The organism is uncultured Oceanisphaera sp. (genome assembly GCF_947495715.1).
Classification (GTDB): Bacteria; Pseudomonadota; Gammaproteobacteria; order Enterobacterales; family Aeromonadaceae; genus Oceanimonas; species Oceanimonas sediminis.
The window spans coordinates 120,844-136,842 of the sequence record NZ_CANLZU010000011.1; the positions used below are offsets into that span (position 1 = coordinate 120,844).

Annotated in this window: 15 protein-coding genes and 1 tRNA gene; 5 read left to right on the top strand and 11 right to left on the bottom strand. The window is 56.5% G+C overall.

All coding sequences use genetic code 11. The annotated features are described in order from the left end of the window. Window positions 1-51 precede the first annotated feature (51 nt). The 4 genes from Q0753_RS08735 to Q0753_RS08750 all read right to left on the bottom strand — a co-directional run bounded on the left by Q0753_RS08735 (window position 52) and on the right by Q0753_RS08750 (window position 3,178). The gene (locus tag Q0753_RS08735; protein WP_298719534.1) at window positions 52-381 is read right to left on the bottom strand and encodes a branched-chain amino acid transporter permease; all 330 of its coding nucleotides are present in this window, start codon (window positions 379-381) and stop codon (window positions 52-54) included. Further along, entirely contained in the window at window positions 374-1,048 is a 675-nt protein-coding gene (locus Q0753_RS08740; RefSeq protein WP_298719536.1) for an AzlC family ABC transporter permease, read from the bottom strand. The genes Q0753_RS08735 and Q0753_RS08740 overlap by 8 nt, the downstream gene beginning before the upstream one ends. Window positions 1,049-1,133: 85 nt before the next feature. Next, the gene (locus Q0753_RS08745; protein WP_298719538.1) at window positions 1,134-2,510 is read right to left on the bottom strand and encodes a heavy metal sensor histidine kinase; all 1,377 of its coding nucleotides are present in this window, start codon (window positions 2,508-2,510) and stop codon (window positions 1,134-1,136) included. Then, window positions 2,507-3,178 carry a heavy metal response regulator transcription factor gene (locus tag Q0753_RS08750; RefSeq protein WP_298719540.1) on the bottom strand — a complete coding sequence of 224 codons (672 nt, stop codon included), beginning with the start codon at window positions 3,176-3,178 and terminating at the stop codon, window positions 2,507-2,509. Before Q0753_RS08750 ends, Q0753_RS08745 begins: the two co-directional genes overlap by 4 nt. A gap of 253 nt (window positions 3,179-3,431) precedes the next feature. Here Q0753_RS08750 and uraH point away from each other — a divergent pair, with 253 nt between their 5' ends. Then, window positions 3,432-3,842, top strand: a complete 411-nt coding sequence (gene uraH, locus Q0753_RS08755; RefSeq protein WP_298719542.1) for a hydroxyisourate hydrolase — start codon at window positions 3,432-3,434, stop codon at window positions 3,840-3,842. A 616-nt stretch (window positions 3,843-4,458) separates the two neighbouring features. On the opposite strand, the gene pntB is transcribed toward uraH, so the two are convergent. From pntB to Q0753_RS08790, 7 genes are all read right to left on the bottom strand, one after another. Beyond that, window positions 4,459-5,838, bottom strand: a complete 1,380-nt coding sequence (gene pntB / locus Q0753_RS08760; protein WP_298719544.1) for a Re/Si-specific NAD(P)(+) transhydrogenase subunit beta — start codon at window positions 5,836-5,838, stop codon at window positions 4,459-4,461. A gap of 5 nt (window positions 5,839-5,843) precedes the next feature. Continuing rightward, entirely contained in the window at window positions 5,844-7,370 is a 1,527-nt protein-coding gene (locus tag Q0753_RS08765) for a Re/Si-specific NAD(P)(+) transhydrogenase subunit alpha (RefSeq protein ID WP_298719546.1), read from the bottom strand. A 480-nt stretch (window positions 7,371-7,850) separates the two neighbouring features. Further along, window positions 7,851-9,146, bottom strand: a complete 1,296-nt coding sequence (locus Q0753_RS08770) for an Nramp family divalent metal transporter (RefSeq protein WP_298719550.1) — start codon at window positions 9,144-9,146, stop codon at window positions 7,851-7,853. 239 nt (window positions 9,147-9,385) lie between these two features. Beyond that, the gene (locus Q0753_RS08775; protein WP_298719552.1) at window positions 9,386-10,393 is read right to left on the bottom strand and encodes a peptidoglycan DD-metalloendopeptidase family protein; all 1,008 of its coding nucleotides are present in this window, start codon (window positions 10,391-10,393) and stop codon (window positions 9,386-9,388) included. Window positions 10,394-10,445: 52 nt separating this feature from the next. Then, window positions 10,446-10,964 carry a ribosomal protein S18-alanine N-acetyltransferase gene (gene rimI, locus Q0753_RS08780; protein ID WP_298719554.1) on the bottom strand — a complete coding sequence of 173 codons (519 nt, stop codon included), beginning with the start codon at window positions 10,962-10,964 and terminating at the stop codon, window positions 10,446-10,448. Continuing rightward, entirely contained in the window at window positions 10,940-11,317 is a 378-nt protein-coding gene (locus Q0753_RS08785) for a hypothetical protein (protein WP_298719556.1), read from the bottom strand. Before Q0753_RS08785 ends, rimI begins: the two co-directional genes overlap by 25 nt. 54 nt (window positions 11,318-11,371) lie before the next feature. Next, window positions 11,372-11,448 (bottom strand) — tRNA-Trp (locus Q0753_RS08790). Between the two features lie 319 nt (window positions 11,449-11,767). Between Q0753_RS08790 and pyrB the strand changes: the two genes are divergently transcribed. From pyrB to Q0753_RS08810, 4 genes are all read left to right on the top strand, one after another. Further along, complete coding sequence (gene pyrB, locus Q0753_RS08795) at window positions 11,768-12,691, top strand: aspartate carbamoyltransferase (RefSeq protein ID WP_298719559.1); 924 nt, start codon at window positions 11,768-11,770, stop codon at window positions 12,689-12,691. 5 nt (window positions 12,692-12,696) lie between these two features. After that, window positions 12,697-13,155, top strand: coding sequence for an aspartate carbamoyltransferase regulatory subunit (gene pyrI, locus Q0753_RS08800; protein WP_298719573.1), 459 nt, complete (start codon window positions 12,697-12,699; stop codon window positions 13,153-13,155). Window positions 13,156-13,328: 173 nt separating this feature from the next. After that, window positions 13,329-15,245, top strand: a complete 1,917-nt coding sequence (locus Q0753_RS08805) for an ATP-dependent DNA helicase RecQ (RefSeq protein ID WP_298719560.1) — start codon at window positions 13,329-13,331, stop codon at window positions 15,243-15,245. Between the two features lie 199 nt (window positions 15,246-15,444). Beyond that, on the top strand, window positions 15,445-15,756 hold the full coding sequence (locus Q0753_RS08810) for a monooxygenase (protein WP_298719562.1): 312 nt from the start codon (window positions 15,445-15,447) through the stop codon (window positions 15,754-15,756). The last annotated feature ends 243 nt before the right edge of the window (window positions 15,757-15,999 follow it).

Genomic DNA, 15,999 nt, shown 5'->3' on the forward strand with positions numbered 1-15,999 from the left:
CACGGGTCCAAAAAATGGGGGGCCCGGATTATAACCGATGACGGGCCCGGATCAGAGTCCGAACCAGCCATTCATCTGCGTCATATACACCAAAGTGCCGGAAAGAATGCTGAGCAGCGCCTGCCGACGCCACACCTGCAACACCGCCACCACCATCACCGCCACTATCTGGGCCCGGCCATCGATCGGGCTGCTCCAGTTGTGTACCCCCATGGCATAGAGGGTCAGCAGCACCATCATCGCCACCGGCAAGCGCCGTCCCAAAATCTGAATGCGGCGGTGGTGGGCAATGAAGCCCCGCGCCACGAAGGGAAAGGCGCGCAGGCCGAAGGTGACTGCCGCCATGATCAGCGCCGCCAGCAGATAATCCAGTTCAGTCATGGGCGGGCTCCGGTTGTGATTGTGGCCAGGCCAGCAATACCAGTACCAGCATCATAGAGGCCGCCAGCAGGAAGTACTCACTTATCCAGATACCGGCAACGGCGGCGGCCACCAGCCCGAGCAAGACCGCTCCCCAGTCACGCCGGGCGCGAATTTGCTCCACCGCCAGCACGGTAAAGAGTGCGGTCAGGGCGAAGTCCAGCCCCTGCAGTCCCGGCGGCAAGCCACGCGCCAGCACCATGCCGGCCAGGGTGCCCAGCACCCAGTATGACTGATTGAACAACACCACCAGCAGCGCGGTTTTGCTGTCGTTTACCTGACCCGGCGCACTAAGCAGGGAATAGGTTTCGTCGGTAATACCGAAGATGAAATAGGGTCGGCCCAGCACGCCTTTCGGCAACAGGTGATAGAGCGACAGGCCGTAAAACAGATGGCGAAAATTGACCAGCAGCGAGGCCACCGCCAGATCAAGCCAGCCGATTCCCGCCGACAGCATGCCCACCGCCAGATACTGCAACGCACCGGCATAGACAACAATGCTCATCAAGGGGGCCCAGTACCAGCTGAGCCCGGCATCAATCCACAACACCCCGAACACGGCGCCCAGTGGCAAATAGCCCATCATCACCGGCAGGGTGAGCGGCAGTACGCCGCGCCAGCTTGTCATCACCTTATACTCCGACATCCATAAGACATTAGAAAATAAGGGTTTTGTCGACGAGTAGCAAGGCGCGACCGCTTAATGGCGTAAATCAGTCGACCGCTTCAGTTTTCTCCGGAAAGGCCAGCATGAAGGCGGTGCCGCCTTCATCACTTTCCACCTGAACCCGCCCCTCGTGCAGTTGCATGATGGAGCGCACAATCGCCAGCCCCAGACCACCGGTATTACCGGAGTTGGTACGGGAAGCGTCACAGCGATAAAAGCGGTCAAACAGCCGTGGCAGGTGCTCGGGGCCAATCGGCGTACCCTGGTTATGCACTCGAACCACACAGTGCCCCTGCTCCACCGAACTGCTGATCACCACGGCGCCGCCGGCACGACCGTAACGCAGGGCGTTGGCCAGCAGATTGGCCAATGCCCGGCGCAGCAGATCCGGATCGGCCCAGACGGTGCCTTCGGCCTGGTTAAGCAGCAGCATGTCTTCGTCTTCCGCCACGCCTTCAAAATACTCGCACAACTGCTCGACCAGCTCGTTCAGATCCAGCGCCTGTCGATTGATCGAGGCCTTGGGTTGTTCGGCACGCGCCAGAAACAGCATGCTGTCGACCATTCGCGCCAGCCGCTCGTATTCTTCCTGATGGGAGGCCAGCAGGCTTTCGTATTCCTCGGTGGAGCGCGGCTTGCGCAGCGTATGCTCGGTGTGCCCCATCAGGTTGCTCAGCGGGGTGCGAATCTCGTGGGCCAGATCCTCGGAGAAACGCGACAACTGTTCGAAGCCGCCTTCCAGCCGGGCCAGCATCTGGTTAAGGGTGCTGCCCAGGGTTTGCAGCTCCTGGGGCAGATGGGCCGTATTCAGCCGACGGTGCAGACGCTGCACATCAATGGTCTCGGCCTGGCGCGCCAGCAGGCGTACCGGCCGCAATCCGCGCCGGCTGACCAGCCAGCCAAGCATAAAGGCCGCCAGGGCACCGGCCGCCATCGCCAATAGCAGCTTCAGCTTGTAGGCCGCCAGCATCTGATTACGGGGCTCCAGCTGTTTACCGGCGATCAGCAGCAGGGGCTGCTGTTCGTATTCCACATAGCGCCAGGCCAGTCGCGCCTGGTGATCTTTATCGAAACCCAGCTGGGACTGATCACTCTGCCCCAGGGTCGGCAATGGCAGGTCGGCGGGATTCACCGAGATCAGCACCTCGCCTTCAGAATCCAGCACCCACAGCAGGCTGTCCTGATTGCCCAGCATGTTGGCGTACAGCTGGGGCCGGTTACGCAGGGTGGCAATGCTGTCGCTGTCGCTGAGCAGCGCCTGCATGTGCTCGAGCCGCCCCAGCAGGCTTTGATCGTCTCGCCAGATCAACTCTCGCTGCAGCGAGTAATACAGATAAAAACCGATGCTGCCGAGCAGCAAAGTGCTCACCAGGGCAAACATCACCGCCAGCCGCACACTCAGCGACGAACCGATTTTACTCACGCTCTTACCTCGCACACGTAGCCCATGCCACGCACCGTGTGGATCAGCTTTTGATCATAGGCATCGTCTATCTTGCCGCGCAGGCGCCGAATGGCCACGTCCACCACATTGGTGTCGCTGTCGAAGTTCATGTGCCAGACCTGAGAGGCAATGTAGGTGCGTGACAAGACCTCACCTTCGTGGCTGAGCAGCAGCTGCAACAGGGTAAATTCCTTGTTGGTGAGATCGATGCGCTGGCCGCCACGGGTGACGCGCCGGCTCAATGGCTCCAGTTGCAGATCGGCCAGCTCATACAGAGACACCTCGCGTTGGGGCCCGCGCCGCAGCAGCTTGCGTGCCCTGGCCAGCAGTTCGGCATAGGAAAATGGCTTGGCCAGATAATCATCCGCGCCCTGCTCCAGCCCGCGCACCTTGTCTTCGACCGCATCGCGGGCACTCAGGCAGATAACCGGGGTGTCCGAGGTACGGCGAATGGTTTTCAGCAGTTGCCAGCCATCGAGACCCGGCAGCATGATGTCGAGAATAATGAGGTCGAAGCTCCCCTCTTCTATCATGTACTTGCCTTCCAGTCCGTCCTTGGCCACTTCCACCAGATAGCCGGACTCGCTGAATCCCTTTTTCAGGTAATCGGCCGTTTTTGGCTCGTCTTCCACCACTAGAATTTTCATCTTCTGCTCCTCTCGCCCGCCGGCTGCTGTTGATGGCGCCGACTGTATCACTCAATACACAAGCCCGGGTAATGCCTCGACCCAAGATGACAACTTTGTAATCCAGAGGTAATGGGTTTGATATGCCGACTAAGGCACTATGGCTCCATCAAAAGGCAAGCACATCGGCAGCGCGACAAATAACCCGTTGCAACCACTGCAGACCACCTTGTCTTATTTAATGTAGAAACTGACGAACCTCAGGAGAAATAATATGAACAAGCTTAAATCTGTAATGGCCGGCGTGATGCTGACCGGTGCTTCTACTCTGGCCGTTGCCGCCGGCAACCCGCTGAGCGTTCACGTACTGAACCTGGAAAACGGTCTGCCTTCACCCGGCGTTCAGGTGGTTCTGGAACAGCAGCAAGGTAACGAGTGGACTCAGCTCAGCACCGGTGTGACCAACGAGCAGGGCCGTATTACCGCCCTGTTCCCCGAAGGCAAGTCACTGGAAAACGGCAACTACCGCGTGACCTTTGAAACCGGCGAGTGGTTCAAAGAGCACGACACCGCGACCTTCTTCCCTGAAGTACCGGTTATCTTCTCTGCCGACGCCAGCGTAGAGCACTACCACATTCCGCTGCTGCTGAGCCCCTACGGTTTCTCTACCTACCGCGGCAACTAAGCCCTGCGGCAACACCGAGTTTTGTTTTAACCTGTGTTAATGAAAACACCAGCCTCACGGCTGGTGTTTTTGTTTTAAGCGTTTATACATAGGCCTCAGCCCTGTGGTCTTTTTCTCCAATGTTATCAACATAATCGGATAGCTGATGTGATACAAATTTGAATAAACATCTGATCATTTTAACCCCGGGTTCAGAAGCAACACAGCCGCCTCCCACGACACGCCATGAACTCATCCCTGAGGGCTCGGGAAATGCCGTCCATGGCATTTCACGGTCGTGGGAGCCGATCTCTGCTGCCTCTTTTCGAGCATCGAGTTGTCTGTAGACGGCGCTAACAGGCAATGCCGGTGCATCAAGGAGGACAAAGAGATCTGCTCAGCCGACCATTCGCGCCACGGATGGCGCGGCTGAGCCTCCAGGGAGGGATTCACGGCGAGTCGGCGGAGTGGGCTCTTTGTGCGAATTTTATACAAAAGCGGAATAGATCATTTGTTTAATGGGATTGGTATGACCGGCACTCATCCGCCTGAATAAAAAATCCGCTCTGACGGCAATAAAACACCCACCCAATAAAAAAGGGAGCCGAAGCTCCCTTTTTTCATGTTTTAACACCGATTACAGCGCCTTGAGGATGTTATCCACGCTGTCTTTGGCATCACCAAACAGCATGACGCTGTTTTCGCGGAAGAACAGCGGGTTCTGTACCCCGGCGTAGCCGGTGTTCATGGAGCGTTTGAACACCACCACCTGCTGGGACTTCCACACTTCCAGTACCGGCATGCCGGCGATGGGGCTGGCCGGATCTTCCGACGCCGCCGGGTTGACGGTGTCGTTGGCGCCGATCACCAGTACCGTATCGGTATCGCTGAAATCGTCGTTGATCTCGTCCATTTCCAGCACAATATCGTAGGGTACCTTGGCTTCCGCCAGCAGCACGTTCATGTGCCCGGGCAGACGACCCGCTACCGGGTGAATACCAAAACGTACCGTGACACCGGCCGCACGCAGCTTGGACACCAGCTCCGCTACCGGATACTGGGCCTGGGCTACCGCCATGCCGTAACCGGGAGTGATGATGACCGAGCTGGAATTCTTCAGCATCTCGGCCACGTCTTCGGCATTCACCTCGGTGTATTCGCCATCTTCTTCATCGCCACCGCTGCTCACGGCACCGTCGGAGCCGAAACCACCGGCAATCACCGACACGAAAGAGCGGTTCATCGCCTTGCACATGATGTAAGACAGAATGGCACCGCTGGAGCCCACCAGGGCACCGATGACGATCAGCAGGTCGTTGGAGAGCATGAAGCCCGCCGCCGCCGCCGCCCAGCCCGAGTAGGAGTTGAGCATGGAGATCACCACCGGCATATCGGCACCGCCGATGCTGGCCACCAGATGCCAGCCAAAGGCCAGCGCAATCAGGGTCATCACCAGCAGCGGGAAGGTAGCGCCTTCCACCTGCACAAACCAGATCAACAGAATGGCAGAGAGCACCACCGCCAGCAGGTTCAACTTGTGGCGATGCGGCAGCATCAGCGGCTTGGAGGACACCAGACCGCGCAGCTTGCAGAACGCCACGATGGAGCCGGTAAAGGTAACGGCACCGATGAAGACGCCGAGAAAGACTTCGGTGTTGTGAATATTCAGCATGGCGCCAGACATGTCGCCGTGGCTGATGTAGGTGTTGATACCCACAAACACCGCCGCCAGACCAACGAAGCTGTGCAGAATGGCGATCAGCTCCGGCATTTCGGTCATTTCGACTTTAAGTGCCAGACGAATACCGATGGCGGCACCGATGGCCATGGCCACGATAATCCAGCCCAGGCCGGTGACCTCGGGGTTGAAAATGGTGGCCAGCAGGGCAATGGTCATGCCCGCCACACCATACCAGTTACCGGCCTTGGCCGACTCCTGCTTGGAAAGACCGCCCAGGCTCAAAATAAAGAGCACGGCGGCGATAAGATAAGACGCAGTTACAAGTCCTTGTGACATTTATATTAGCCCTTTCTAAACATCTTCAGCATGCGGTGCGTAACGGTAAAACCGCCAAACACGTTGATTGACGCTATCAGTACCGCCACGAAGGCGAGGAAACTGACAAAGCCACCGGCTCCAACCTGGGACAGGGCCCCCACCACTATGATCCCGGAAATGGCGTTGGTGACCGACATCAGCGGCGTATGCAGCGAGTGAGACACGTTCCAGATTACGTAATAACCCACGATGCAGGCCAGCACGAACACGGTGAAGTGCGACAGAAACTCCGCCGGGGCAACGGCCGACAGCCAGGCAAACAACAGAATGCCAGCGCCACCGAGGTAATACTTGAGGTTGCTCGGTTTCTTGGCATGGGGCTCGGCAGCGGGCTGGGCCGCGGCCTTGGCCTTGGGGGCGGCAGACACACTGATGGCCGGCGGCGGGAAGGTCACTTCACCGTCTTTGACCACCGTCATGTTACGCAGTACCACGTCGTCGAAGTCGACCTTGATATTGCCGTCTTTTTCCTTGCACAACAGCTTGGCCAGGTTGACCAGGTTGGTGGCGTACAGGGTGGACGACTGGGTCGGCAGGCGACCGTTGAGATCGGTATAACCGATGATCTTGACGCCGTTGTCGGACACAAACAGCTCGCCGGGTTTGGTCAGCTCGCAGTTGCCACCGTTCTGGGCCGCCAGATCCACAATCACCGAACCCGGCGCCATGGCCGCTACCATGTCGGCGGTAATCAGCTTGGGCGCCGGTTTGCCGGGAATAAGCGCCGTGGTAATGATGATGTCGACTTCTTTGGCCTGGGCCATGAACAGCGCCATTTCGGCGTCGATGAAGGCCTGGCTCATTTCCTTGGCATAGCCGTCGGCAGAGTCGGTGTCTTCTTCATACTCGAGTTCCAGGAACTCGCCACCCATGGAGTTGATTTGCTCCTTCACTTCGGGACGGGTATCGAAGGCACGTACGATGGCGCCCAGTGAACCGGCGGCACCAATGGCGGCCAGACCGGCCACACCGGCACCAATCACCAGCACCTTGGCGGGGGGTACCTTGCCGGCGGCGGTGATCTGACCGGTAAAAAAGCGGCCAAATTCATGGGCGGCTTCCACCACGGCACGATAGCCGGCAATGTTGGCCATGGACGACAGGGCATCCAGTGACTGGGCGCGAGAAATTCGCGGCACCATGTCCATGGCCATGACGGTAACGCCCTTGTTCTTGAGCTGCTCTACCAGCTCGGGGTTTTGTGCCGGCCAGATAAAGCTGACCAGAGTAGTACCGGCCTGCAACCGCTCGATTTCTTCGGTCGTGGGGGCATTGACCTTGTAGATAATGGCGGCTTGCCAGATTTGCTCGGCGGCGACCAGTGTGGCCCCTGCCGCTTCATAGGCCGCATCGTCAAAGCTGGCCTTGCTGCCCGCGCCTTGTTCGATACTGACCTCAAAACCCAGCTTGCGTAGCTGCTCGACCGACTTGGGGGTCGCTGCCACCCGTGTCTCGCCGCTAAGCGTTTCCCTTGGAATCCCGATTAACATAATAAATCCCTGATTAATGTTGATATCACAACCGAATACGCAGCGCGGATCCGGCTCAGGGCAAGCTGTTCCCTCAACCTTCAGGCAGCCTTGCCGTTGATAATGACAGTCTGAATAACCTGTTCAGCCTGGGTGTCTCTTTTATGGCTATACCAAAACGACGCATTGATATTTTTTAATGCTACAAACATCGAAATCTCGATATTTATCGCTAAAAAGCGTGACAAGATAAGGAGATAGCACAACAAAAAGACAACACCACAAGCACTATACTGCCTCTTTCATAAAAAGATAAATCGATCTTTCCTCGAGGCTTAATAGGTAATGACTTTCAATCTCTAAAACATCATCGATTGCAGGGCCATATCGCGGAGATTGAGTGATGGGAATCACAGAAATAACAGCAATGAAAAAAACAGGGGCTCAAAGGCCCCCGCTTACCGGTGATTCAGCGCACCGCTGGTATTTGGCAAACCGGTGTTATTTCACAAACAAGTACCAGTAACCGAACAGCACATTGAAGCCGGCAAAGAACAGGATGCCGACCCAGCTCAGTACCTTGATGCCGCCGCCCAGACGATACTGTTCTGGCACCTGCGGCAGCATCATCAAGCGGAAGTTGAGCCAGGAAAACACCAAGGCACTGACAAAGGCCGAGATCATGGCAAATTCCAGCATCGCCAGCAGGGCGCCCTTGAAGAACATGATGATCAGGGCGCCGACAATGCCCATTGCCACCATCAACGGATAGGTATAACGGCTACCGTGGCCGGTGGGGCCGCTCCCCTGCGGCTGGCCCAGTTGCACCAGACACTCGCTCAGGGCACGGCTGTAGCCATCGAGCACCGTTACCGTGGTAGAAAACATGCACAGGAAGGCAATCAGGGCAATCAACCAGCGGCTCCACTCCCCCATCACACTGGCATACACATTGACCAGCTGATGTGCAAAGGCGATGCCCGAAGTGGCCAGGCTCTCGCCGCTGCCATGCAGCACCAGAGCCCCCAGGGCAACGAAGGCCAACGCCAGCAGGGTAGATGTGACATAACCGACATTAAAGTCGACCAGGGCGTCTTTGTAGTCCAGCTCGCCGCCCAATGCTTTTTTCTTCTGCCGTAACCAGACGCTGTTCCAGGAAGAAAGCTCGATAGGGGCCGGCATCCAGCCCATCAACGCCACCAGAAAACCCACCGAGGCCAGGTTCCAAGGGCTGGGAGAGACAAAGTCGGGCGGCGCCACGCCACCTTTATTCAAGGCAATAAACACGGCGCTAACGGTGGCCACCGCCAACCCCACGATAATCCACTTGGTTACCCGATCCAGGGTCTTGTAATGGCCGGTGATTAAAAATGCCAGGGAGCCCGCCAGTACTATCATGCTGAGCTGGGTCACGTTCAGGCTGTCGCCGACAAAGAGTCCCAGTATGCTGCCGCACAGCATGGCGACTCCGGCCGTGCTGATCACGGAGGCGAAGAGGTTCAAGAGGGTGAAAAAATAGAGATAGCCCCGGCCGATGCGATCATACCCCTGGATCAGGGTTTCATCCGCCGCCATGGTGTAACGGGCGCCGATTTGAAAGAAAGGATATTTAAGCAGGTTGACCAGCAGGATTAATCCCACCAGCTGCCAGCCATAAATGGCACCGGCCTGAGTGGATGCCACCAGATGCGATCCGCCGATGGCGGCGGCAGCGCCAAGAATGCCCGGCCCCAACACTCGCATATAGTGGCTTATGCTGCGTGAGCCTCCGTTTTCCGCTTCGACTAACTCTGTCATCTTGCTTTCCTGCCTGTTTACTTTGATTTTAAAGATGAAAACAAAGTAAAAGGCCACAGCAATATGGATAAATCAACTGATTTATCCATCCACCAATAGAAACGAGAAAAACAAAAAACTACCGAATAAAAGTATTAAGGTGGATAACTTCAAATAAAAAACACAGCGCTTACCTATACCGATCGCCATCAGTTAAATAGCCACATATAACTCCAATCAATAAATTGCAGGATATAATACTATTCATCTCCCCATTCACCGGCCAGTAGCCAGCGTCCGGCAACGGGGTAGCTCCCTTGCAGAGTAAAGGGAACCGACTCCCTTCTTCCCTGATTATCGATCTGTAGTGCCAGATGCAAATGCGGCCCCGAGCTGTAACCGGTATGACCGGACGCCGCTACCCGCTGCCCGGTTTTGACCTTGTCGCCTTTTTTCACTCGCAGCGAACCGGTTTGCAGATGCGCATAAAGGGTCATGGTGCCGTCGGCATGGCGCAATCGCAGGTGATTGGCTTTGCCCCGATATTTAGCCTTCAAGCCTCCTCCCACGTGATGGTCCACCGCGGCCATTACCACGCCGTCCCGGGTGGCGTAAAGAGGGGTGCCAATCGGCAGGGCGATATCCAGCGCATAGCGATTGGACGGCTTGTTGTGGCTGAACTCGCCATTAAAGCCCTGAGACACCCGGTAACGACCCGCCACCGGTGACGCCAGGTCCACGGTTCGAGCAAGGTAGGAGGGCGGAAACGATGACTGACGAGAAGCGGGTGCCGAGCGGATAAAGGTAGCACCGGCAATTTTCTGCACCTGCTGCGCACTGGCCGCCGGCCGTAATGCCGCGTTGCTGTAGGCAAAACCGTAGTCGTAACGCCAGCTTCCGGCTTGTTTGGCGGTCAGCTTGCCGACAAATTTTTCTTCTCTTGCCGGCAGGCTGATCATCTGCTGCATGGCGTCGGGAATGGCCACATTCTGCATGCCGGAAAAACGCAAGCTCAGTTGAGTGTTGGTGGGCAGGCGGTTCAGGGCAAAAAAGTAGTGGCCGTCTTTCTTTTCCACCACCCGCACCAGCACGGCGTCGCGATTGACCGCATCCTGCTGCCAGCGTGTGGTCGAGTGTTTGACGGCATGCAGCCGGTTATCGGTGTAGTGCACCCCACCAGTGGCATCCTGATAACGGTAGATGCCGGCGTGTGACCCGAGTGGCCATATCAGGAAGGTACTCAGCAGGCAAATCCATGAGCCTCTCATTCTTCATCCTTGTAGAACAGAGTGTTTGCCCCTGAGTATAGGAGCAAGCCGGCTATTTGTTCATCGGCACTTTATTCATCAACACCTTGTGCATCAGTACGGCATCTTCAAAACCGGTATCGGTTCGATAATAGTGCCGTCGGCGACCGCCTTCCACATAGCCACAAGACAGATACAGCGCCTGTGCCGACGTGTTCGACGCCCTGACCTCCAGCCACAGCCGAGTGAGGCCCTGCTGTTCACAAAGACGCAGATAATTCGCCATCAGCTGGCGACCCAGGCCCTGCCCTTGCCAGGCGGGAGACACGCAGATGTTCATCAGGGTGCTTTCATCGAGGATGCGATCGGCAATAAAATAGCCGAGCAACTGTTCCGGCTCCTGCCGCCGCGACTCTGGAAGCCCCTTATCCTGCAGCCCCGGTCCTGAAAGCCAGAGCGAGCCGGTAAAATAACGTTCGCCGAAGCTGTCGGCCAGCAGGCTGCGGCTCCAGGGGTGCGTATGGGCCGCCTGCTCCACCGCCAGCATGGCACCCAGATGGTCGGCGCTCAGTGGGCGAAAAATAGGTGACATAGCCGGTTCCAGAGTTCTTGTTTTTTGGCGGGCGTCAGCGGCAGAGCATCATGCCAGCCGAAAGGGGTAGTATCGCCGGTCAGATTCAGCCCCAGCAACACCTTCGCCGACGGCATGCCGGCCGCCAGCCAGGCTGCTTCATCCATTACCTGCAGTTGTGTTTCATTCAGCGACAGGGCCTGCATCAAGTCCCGACTCAGGCAAGGTGGCAACAGCTTGCCCTGCCCGGTCACCAGCAGCACTTCTGCCATCTCAAGCGGGGGGGCAGGCGCATGTGGCAATCGCTCGGGATGAGCACAGCGCCAGGTGGGCAGTTTCAGCAATTGCCATAATTGCGATTGTAACGGCGTCATAAATACTCCATAACGCAAAAAGCCAGCTGTTAAGCTGGCTTTTCGAGAAGAAGTTGGCAGGGGCGGAGGGATTCGAACCCCCAACCGTCGGTTTTGGAGACCGCTGTTCTACCAATTGGAACTACGCCCCTGCAATGCGAACGAATTATAACGATCGGTTTTTAAAGGTAAAGCGCTTTTTAGCAGGCATGGGTTCGTTCGCTTGTATTTTCGCCGCATCAAGGCCGACGGCCTGTCAGATTTTGCTTTGCGCGCGCATTTCTCTATAATCTGCTCGATTTGCAAGTGCCCGGAGTAAGTGGAATAAATGCTCATTTCTGAACCCGAACGTCTGGCTGGTTTTACGCCCGTACGTCGTGAAAACGGCGGCGCTTGCACTGATTTAGCTCTAATGGCCCCCTTCAGGGGCTTTTTTATGGTCTTCACTTTACACCTTAAAGAGCGTTGCTGATGGCAAATCCCCTATATCAAAAGCATGTAATCTCCATATCCGACTTCACCCGTGCCGAGCTGGAACTGATCATCGACACCGCCGTGATGCTCAAGACCCATCCCAGGCCCGATTTGCTCAAGCACAAGGTCGTGGCCAGCTGCTTCTTCGAAGCTTCAACTCGAACTCGCCTGTCGTTTGAAACCGCCATCCATCGCCTGGGTGGCGGCGTTATCGGTTTTTCCGACAGTGGCAGCACCTCGCTGGCCAAGAAAGGGGAAACCCTGGCCGACTCGGTGAAAATCATCAGCTCCTACAGTGACGCCTTTGTGATGCGCCATCCGCAGGAAGGGGCCGCGCGGCTGGCCGCCGAATTTTCTTCGGTACCGGTGATCAACGCCGGGGATGGCTCCAACCAGCACCCGACCCAGACGCTGCTGGATTTGTTCACCATCTACGAAACCCAGGGCACCCTGCAGGGGCTGACGGTCGCCTTTGTCGGCGATCTGAAATACGGCCGCACCGTGCATTCGCTGACCCAGGCCCTGAGCCTGTTCGGCTGCAAGTTCTACTTTATCGCGCCTCAGGCGCTGGCCATGCCCGACTACCTGTGTGACGAACTGACCGAAAAAGGCATCAATTTCGAGTTCCGCGACAGCATGGAAGAGGTAATGGACGAGCTGGATATTCTGTACATGACCCGAGTACAGAAAGAACGCTTCGACGAAACCGAATACGTGCATGTGGCCTCAAGATACGTGCTGACCCCCGAGGTGCTGGACGGCGCCAAAGACAGCCTCAAGGTACTGCATCCCCTGCCCCGGATTGATGAAATCTCCGCCGAGGTGGACGACATGCCTTATGCCTATTACTTCGAGCAGGCGGAAAACGGCGTCTATGCCCGCCAGGCCCTGCTTGCCCTGGTGCTGAACGAGAGCCTGTGAGAGAGATGATGAACAAGAGCCAATTGCAAGTCGAAGCCATTCACAACGGTACCGTGATAGATCACATTCCCGCCGGCCAGGGCATCAAGATCCTGCAACTGTTCGGCCTGGTGCAGACTCACGAGAAGATCACCGTGGGCCTGAACCTGCCCTCGAAGGAACTGGGCGCCAAGGACATCATCAAGGTGGAAAACACCCGCCTGACTCCCGCCCAGGCCAACCAGCTGGCACTGTTTGCACCCGATGCCACCGTTAACCTGATCGAAGACTTCGAAGTGGTGAAGAAGTTGCAACTGCAGCTGCCCGAGCGGGTAGAGGGGGTATTTTCCTGCCCCAACTCCAACTGCATCAGCCATAACGAACCGGTGACCAGCAAGTTCAAGGTACGCGCCGTGGCCGGCCAGGTGCGTTTTCGCTGCAACTACTGCGAAAAGTCGTTCCACCAGGATTTCATGACCATATAACAACGACAAGCCGTCGGCGATAAACCATCAGCAGCCCCTGCGGGCTGCTGATTTAGCCGTTTCCTTTCACTCTCCAGTCTTTTCCCCTCCCGGCTCACAACCCGCGTTTTCGGTTGCCAAAGCCGGTACCGCACGCCAAGCTGTGTGCATCGGTATTTCAAGGTTTCAATTCCATGACTCTGCTCCACACCCTGCAACAGCATTTCGGCTTTTCCTCGCTTCGTCCCGGCCAGCAACAGGTGATCGACACCCTGATGGCCGGGCACTCGGCAGCGGCGATTTTTCCTACCGGCTCCGGCAAGTCACTCTGTTACCAGCTACCCGCGCTGCTGTTGCCACAGCTGACGCTGGTGATATCCCCCTTGCTGGCGTTGATGCAGGATCAACTGGCTTTTTTGCAGCGGATGAACATTCCCGCCGCCAGCATCGATTCCACCCAAAGCTGGGAGGAAAGCCGCCGCATCATGCAGGAGGTGCGCGAGGGGCGCATCAAGGTATTGATGATCTCCGTCGAACGACTGAAGAACGAGCGCTTTCGCCAGTTTATCGGCCAGATACCGATTTCGTTACTGGTGGTGGACGAAGCCCACTGTATCTCCGAGTGGGGTCACAACTTTCGTCCCGACTACCTCAAACTGCCGGATTATCGCCGGCAGCTCAATATTCCCCAGGTGCTGTTGCTGACTGCCACCGCGACCCCGAATGTGATCGATGACATGCAGCAAAAATTCGGCTTGTTACGGGAAAATGTGGTGATCACCGGCTTCTATCGGCCTAACCTGCATATTGAGGTCATCCCGGTTACCGAGGCAGAAAAAATGCCCGCCCTGATCGAACAGTTACGCGAAGATCCGGCGTTGCCCAGTATCGTTTATGTCACCCTGCAGCACACCGCCGAGCGAGTCGCCGAACAGCTGGCGGCGACCGGCATTCAGGCCCAGGCGTACCATGCGGGCATGGATCAGGATCGACGCCGCCAGCTGCAGCAGGCGTTTATGGCGGGCCAGGTGCCCTGCATCGTCGCCACCATCGCCTTTGGCATGGGGGTGGACAAGGCCGATATTCGTCGCGTGATCCATTACGATCTGCCTAAATCCATCGAAAACTACAGCCAGGAAATCGGTCGCGCCGGTCGTGATGGCAAGCCATCTCGCTGCATACTGCTCGGCAACCAGAGCGGGTTGAACGTGCTGGAAAACTTCGTCTACGGCGACACGCCGGAATCGGAAGCCATCACGCGCCTGCTGAATGAACTGCAGCAGGCAGGAGAACAGTGGGAGCTGATGCCACTGCGGCTGTCGAACAGCACCAATATTCGTCTGCTGCCGCTGAAAACCCTGCTGGTCTACCTGGAACTTAACCGCACCATAGAGCCGCAATACAGCTATTTTGCCGATTATCGCTTCAAGTTTATCAGATCTAAAGAAGAGATCCTGAGCAGCTTCAATCCCGAGCGCCGAGCATTTCTCACCGCTGTTTTCGATGGTTCCCCTCTCGCCAGAAGTTGGTGCCAGGTCAATTTTGACGCCATCTGGCAGCAGTATGGAGGCGAAAGAAAACGGGTGATCAGTGCGCTCGACTATCTGCACCAACAAGGCTGGATCAGCCTGGAAAGCAAACAAATGATTGAAGTCTATCGGGTGTTACAGCGGAACATCGACTTGCAAGCCGAAACGGCTCGACTCCACGAACTGTTTCAGCAGAAAGAAAAAAGCGAAATCACCCGGCTTGCGGAAATGATCGGCTTCTTTGAAAGTGACCGTTGCCTGAGCCATCGCCTTGCCGGCTACTTTGCCGATCATCAAGCGCCGGAACGCTGTGGTCATTGCTCTGTCTGCACCGGCCAGCCGGCGCAGCTACCCGCACCCAGGCGGCCGCCGCTGCCCGCCGCCGAACAGTTACTGCACTGGTGCCAGGCGTTACAGGCCGACAGTGAACAGCACTTGAGTAATCATACTCTCGCCTGCTTCTTATGCGGCATATCCACCCCGCTGCTCAACCGCCTGAAAGCCAGAAAAAGGCCCGGTTTCGGTCAGCTGGAGCAGCAGCGCTTTGGCGAAATACTGCAGCTTTTGAGCCAGCTGGGCTGATAAAAATCACATTGGCGATGTCCTGGTTCCGTGAGTCAGCTCCGGCAACACTCTGTTTTTATTCAAGTTAATGCAACTACGGAAGAGAGCAGATACACGGGAAACAATAGTTAACTCATGCATAGATAATGAGATTGTCGGTTAGAGGCCTATTTGCCATTATAAAGAACAATTACCACTATCAGAGGAACCGAAAATCATGCCGACACTATTGCAAATTGACTTCAAATTTCCCACTGAAATGATGGGGGATGCCCTCACTGAGGGGGCTAAAGAGCTCGCTCACTCCATCAATCAGGAGCCAGGCTTTATATCCAAAATCTGGACGGAAAATGCCGAAACCGGCGAAGCAGGCGGTATCTATGTGTTTACCGACAAGGCGTTTGCCGAACAGTATGCCCATATGCACAGCCAGCGAGTGGCAGCGATGGGGGCTACCGAGATCCGGACAAAAATCTTCGATATCAATACCACACTCACCGATATCAACCGGGGCCAGTATACCGCCTGAGCAATACCAGCAAGATTGGTATAATACCAATCTTGCAAACTAACTGATCTGTTTAGCCGCCCTGTAAAGATCGAACGAAAGGTTCATACCACCGACACGCTGAACCGGGATGAATTTACCGAACGACAGACAGCAAAAAGCCCTGCTCTAACGAGCAGGGCTTTTGAATAATGGCGGAGTGGACGGGACTCGAACCCGCGACCCCCGGCGTGACAGGCCGGTATTCTAACCAACTGAACTACC